The 5031-nt window shown below is 48.8% G+C and carries 2 protein-coding genes; both read right to left on the bottom strand.

Annotation, left to right across the window (positions count from 1 at the left end; all coding sequences use genetic code 11):
• Nucleotides 1-576: 576 nt before the first annotated feature.
• Nucleotides 577-1326: an NAD-dependent protein deacylase gene (locus Q0668_RS25695; RefSeq protein WP_298869426.1), complete on the bottom strand. Its 750-nt coding sequence runs from the start codon at nt 1324-1326 to the stop codon at nt 577-579.
• 535 nt (nt 1327-1861) lie between these two features.
• On the bottom strand, nt 1862-4228 hold the full coding sequence (locus Q0668_RS25690; RefSeq protein ID WP_298869425.1) for a hypothetical protein: 2367 nt from the start codon (nt 4226-4228) through the stop codon (nt 1862-1864).
• Nucleotides 4229-5031: the final 803 nt, after the last annotated feature.

The following is a 5031-nucleotide window of genomic DNA, read 5'->3' as shown; positions in this document are numbered from 1 at the left end:
TTCAAGCGGATGTGGAGCATACTTTGACTCCATGTTTTAGTAGAGAATCAGTTTGGAGGGAAAGTTCTTGATCACCTGTGCTCACTCGGGCATAGCCAATCAAACGATGCTGCTGGAGTTCATGAGATACCATCTTGGATCTCCCTCCTATGGGCAACAAAATTCCTCTACCAATAGAGAAACATGGCAACATGAAGTTGTTCCTTAATTGGTGTTACAAAGTTTCTGGATTTGAAAAAAATGTCTAAATGTGAGGAGTATTCAGGTTATGCTGTCGACCGATTTCTTCCGAATACATCTAAACGCGAAATCGATGGTTTTTTGCATTACCACAAAACGTATGAGTTTGTGGAACAGTAAGCGCTAGAGATGTAAGAATCAGACGAAACGCAAGTTCAGAACAGTTCCGCGCACACAGGTCGGCTGAATTTTTTTATTCTACGGGGAATTGCACCCACTGGAAATCGCCGGCTTTCACGGTACACAGTTTTTTGCCACGATGCCATTCGCTGTCCTCACTGCAAGAACCCGGTCGAGATTCTTGACGATGCATCGTTCTCCGACATCGACTGCTCTTTACAATACAGCTAAACACTCATCAATCGCCGAAAGCGTTTCACCTATCGAAGTGTGAATCACCCAGTCGGCGAGAACATCCTGAGGTGTCTCGTCGCGGTTGATGATGACAAGATTCGCGCCGTTTTGCTTTGCCAGTCGTGGCAGACTCGCAGCGGGCTCGACAACCAACGAGGAGCCTATAGCGAAATAGAGATCCGCAGTTGAGCTTAACTGAATTGCTTCTTCCAAGATATCCTCGGGAAGCTGTTGGCCGAACGAAACAGTCGCGTGCTTAAGCAGACCGTCGCACACTGGGCAGGTTGGCACTTGATCATCGACTAAAAATTTTTCGACCATCTCGGTGGCACAAAAACGTGCGTTGCAACCAAAGCATATGATCTCGCGCGCGGTGCCATGTAACTCAAGCACTTTGTTGCTACCGGCGTCCTGATGAAGGCCGTCGATATTCTGAGTAATGATGGCTTGTAACCGGCCCGAGTTTTGCCATTTGCCAAGAATTTGATGACCGGCATTTGGTTGGCTGTTATTAAAGTCGTTCTGCGAAATAGATTTTTGCCGCCAATATTCATAACGGGAGTCGGCACTAGCCATAAAGTCCTGAAAGTAGACTGGCTGCGAATTCGCCCAAATGCCCCCCGGAGAGCGAAAGTCAGGGATACCACTTTCGGTGCTTATCCCCGCGCCCGTAAATGCGATGGCTTTTTTCGATCCGTTTAGACAGTTTGCAATTTCTTTTATTTTCGACATCGAAATCCTAGATACATAAATAAGATCCCTATACAAGACTACCAACTTATCATGAGGATGTTTAGAAGGGAACCTTCGGCGACCGTTTTTGTCGCTGTTGGCGATAGTCGAAAATGACATCTTTAATCAACGACTTAAGGAAGTAGCACGATGTCCCAACTCGTGACTCGAAATCATAAAATGCTACTTCCAACACAATAATCGCTAGAAGCCATCGTGAAATCGTCGGAATCCAGGCGAGTTTCAAAAACCGAGTTGCCAACGTTTTTTCAACGGACAGAAAGTCGGCCAGGATCTGTTCGTAATACGGTGATTAAAACGGAATTCTGGAATTCGTATGGGTTAGTGGAACCTCGAGTAACAGAGATTAATATATCAGACGAGGCGCAAGTGCCGACTATTCAGGCAAACACGGGTCAGCAGTTTTTTTTGACGCTACGGGTGTGTTTCTTTATTGTATGGGCGATAAATCGATGACGGCAATCCATTCTGCCGAGCAAAGATGGCGTTGCGATTCTTGAGGCGTTTAGTGCCACTAATTACCTAGGTCAATACTTTGATTCGGCCCTAGCCGGTACGTTCCATTCTTGCCCTGTTTGGATTCTAGCGCACGGAATCTCTCATCAGGTTGTGCTCTTTCCCATTTCCGCCAGCCGATCTGGTCGACGCCGAATGATTCACCAGTCATCTCAATCAGATGTGCAGCAATGATTCGTTGAAACCCTGCTTTGTCGGTGTCCCCACCGAATCTTCCGAGGTCCACGCCGAGCAAGTCAATCAGTTCCTGGACCGCACTGCGCTTGTGGGTTTTGGCCAATGCTTCCAATGCGTGCCGAATGCCGGTGTATGATGCGTTTGCGTTGGTCAGTATCGGTGCTGAGAATGATTCGCTCGTCTGTTTCGGTGCAATGCCTTTGATGACTAATGTGAAATCGATCTTGAAGTAATCTTTGTCTGCTTCGCGGAGGATACGGGCTACTGGTTTTATTGCACGGTCATCCGCGATCCGAGCCAGTTCGAACAACACTAAATTCTTGTCGGGATACTTTCTGTCATTCAACAATGCGATCAGCGCTGGCACGGGATCTTTTTCTCCGAGTACGAGCAACATTTGCACATTCGACTTTGACTCGCCGGTCAGTTTCGGCAGGAGGGGACTTAATGACGCGAGGACTTCAGGCGAGGATAAATCGCGAAAATCCATGTAGACAAATCCATTCTCGAAGTCCCCCAGAAATCGTTCTGTGACCGCAGGATCTTTCAGCCGTAGTAATGCGCGTAGAATTGCCCTTCTTGAGCTCCCGTTTTTTTTAGCCACTGCCTCTAGTTGTAGTAGATTCTCAGCCGGTAACTGCACCGATGGGGCGCAAAGCAACGGGACCACGGAACTCCTGAAGAAAAATTCCGACTTGCTTTCGGTTTGCAAGGCATAACCCAACAACACTTTCCGCGCCGCGGGAGTATTGATCTTGATCAACACATGCGGAATCGAAGAATACCGAAACGCCACTGCATTCGATTTCGGACTTGACATGATAGCGATCAACGTCTGCTCCGCCCATTTACAGTCGGTGTTGATCTTCTTATCGACGTCGCTGCCGAGAAAAGGAAAAACTCCCAGGCAAAAATAAATTTCTTTTTGGGGCACGTCCCCGGGCGATTCAGCCAGATTCTTCAGAAACTCCCTACCTCGTTCATCATTCACACGGGCCAGGATCGCTGCATACAACAACCGCAATGAGCGGTTCACCAGCACATCGTTCATTCTTCGGGCGAGGACATCGCGAACTGCCTGTGTGGAGCTTTGGATTATTGAACTAATGGTCTTTGCGTTACGTTCCGTAAACAGCATGGTATCCGTTTCGTATCCCAAGAGGTTTTTGCGATAACTTAACTCGGCGAGCAATTCCGGTACCCCATCACTCACCTTGTTTTGCCCGGAGTAGATGAATCCAAACCGTTCATACCATGTCTTTGAGTCATCACGAAACGTGACTTTCGCACCCCGAACAACATAAGTCAGAACGAGGTCGCGATCCGATTTCTCCGTGATTTGCTTCAATGAAGGCCGCAGTTGGCGAACGAGTTTTCCGGTGACCGTCGCCAATCGACCATGTTCACCGGAAAACGAGAGTTGAGGTCCCGCATCACTGGTCAGATAGAGACGTTCATCGCGATAGTCAAACCACCAATGGTCATTCAAACTAAACAACACACCGTCAAGCGATACGTCTTGACCGACCCTGTCGGACAGATTCGCGAGATTCCATGTCGGCATGGAAAGTTGCCAGCCCTGTGGGCCTTGTCCTACTGAACCCGAAACGTGAACCGTCTTGCCTACTACGTCTTTTGGCCATGTCGGTACTTTAACCAGGTGCAAGGTTTCCCCATTTACTGTGAGCGTGCCGTTCGGCTGCGCGACTCCTTCAAAGCTTGCCATGCGGCCAAGGAAGTCCTTTGGCATCAGCGACGCTGATGGCACCGCGTCAATGTGTTCCACCTCCAAATTACAGGCCCTTTTGGGGCCTGACATCCGCGCCCCAGTGAGCCGCCCGCGGACTTTATAGTAGGCATCCTTCTTGAGTGAATCGAGCTTCTTTCTGTCCTCGTCCGATTCAGCCAAAAGATGAAAAGCGATGTTCTCTTGATTCGCCCATCCGTCAATGCGAAGCCCCAGCAGCGAAGCGCTGGCATAGCTAAAGCCAAGCATATCGGAATCCGTCGTTAAGCAAGGTCCAACAACTTCGACGATCTGGCCAAACGGGAAGTTGACACCGTCAATGTCGACGTGACCTGCCTTCTGTGTCGGCTCATCTGCAGCAATCGGGGCGGACCAACAAACCGCGACCACAAGCGCGAGAAACCAACGATTTTCCGGAAGTCGATCAGAAAGGTGGTTCATTTTCGATTCGCTCCAAACTGAAATTTGTACAACCGAATATAGAGTCGTGCACGAAGGCCATAAAGTGGAACTGATGCGCCTGCTGTCGGCGAGCATCCGAACTCAGTTAAGATCGTGTTCTGCATAACTTGATGCCTTAACGTATGCTGGCTCCTCAAGATGAATACTCAGCCAATAACTCCTTTGTTGAGATACGTCTTTTCCTGGTAACGAGTTCCAGAAAGCAGCGAAACATCCATTTGCTCCCCCGGGGTGACCTTTTGCAAATCTTGAGTCCCCAAAATCGGCCAAGGCTAAGTACGATCCTTTAGTCAGAGCCCAATTATATCAATCTTTTCTCGTATATCAATCACTTCTCGATAATGGAATGGTGGAAAGTCGAGCCGCCCTTACACACCATCTCGGTATCAGTCGGGACCATCTCCTTGTTACGCTTCATTCTGGTTGCTTTGGCTTTGCGAGCCTGCGATCTCCTTTGGGATGAGCACTGTGATAGTAATCGAATACAGTCACAAACCACCATCTGCCGATGGGGCGAAAGTTTTGGTAAGTCGTTTGGCGAGCCTGCTCAACTAACCAGTTAGCAGAGATTTTGTGCGACTTGAACTTGCGGAGTTTAGCGACATTACGACCAAGCTAACTGGGAGGGAATGGTGCCGAGAAATGTTGCTTTGATCGGACACTCCAGGAGCCGTTCCGACCAGAGTTTTCCTGTTCGCGAAGAATCCGCGAATACGTATGGCTGCCACGCACACGTACCGTGTCAGCGAAATGGGTCGTTTAAAAACTCATTTGAGAAAACG

Source organism: uncultured Gimesia sp., from assembly GCF_937910335.1.
Classification (GTDB): Bacteria; Planctomycetota; Planctomycetia; order Planctomycetales; family Planctomycetaceae; genus Gimesia.
This window is presented reverse-complemented; position numbering and strand designations above follow the sequence as displayed.

What these genes read in the sequence shown, in the direction of transcription:
- Q0668_RS25695 (WP_298869426.1), bottom strand. Translation starts at nt 1,326, where the DNA reads ATGTCGAAAATAAAAGAAATTGCAAACTGTCTAAACGGATCGAAAAAA.
- Q0668_RS25690 (WP_298869425.1), bottom strand. Translation starts at nt 4,228, where the DNA reads ATGAACCACCTTTCTGATCGACTTCCGGAAAATCGTTGGTTTCTCGCG.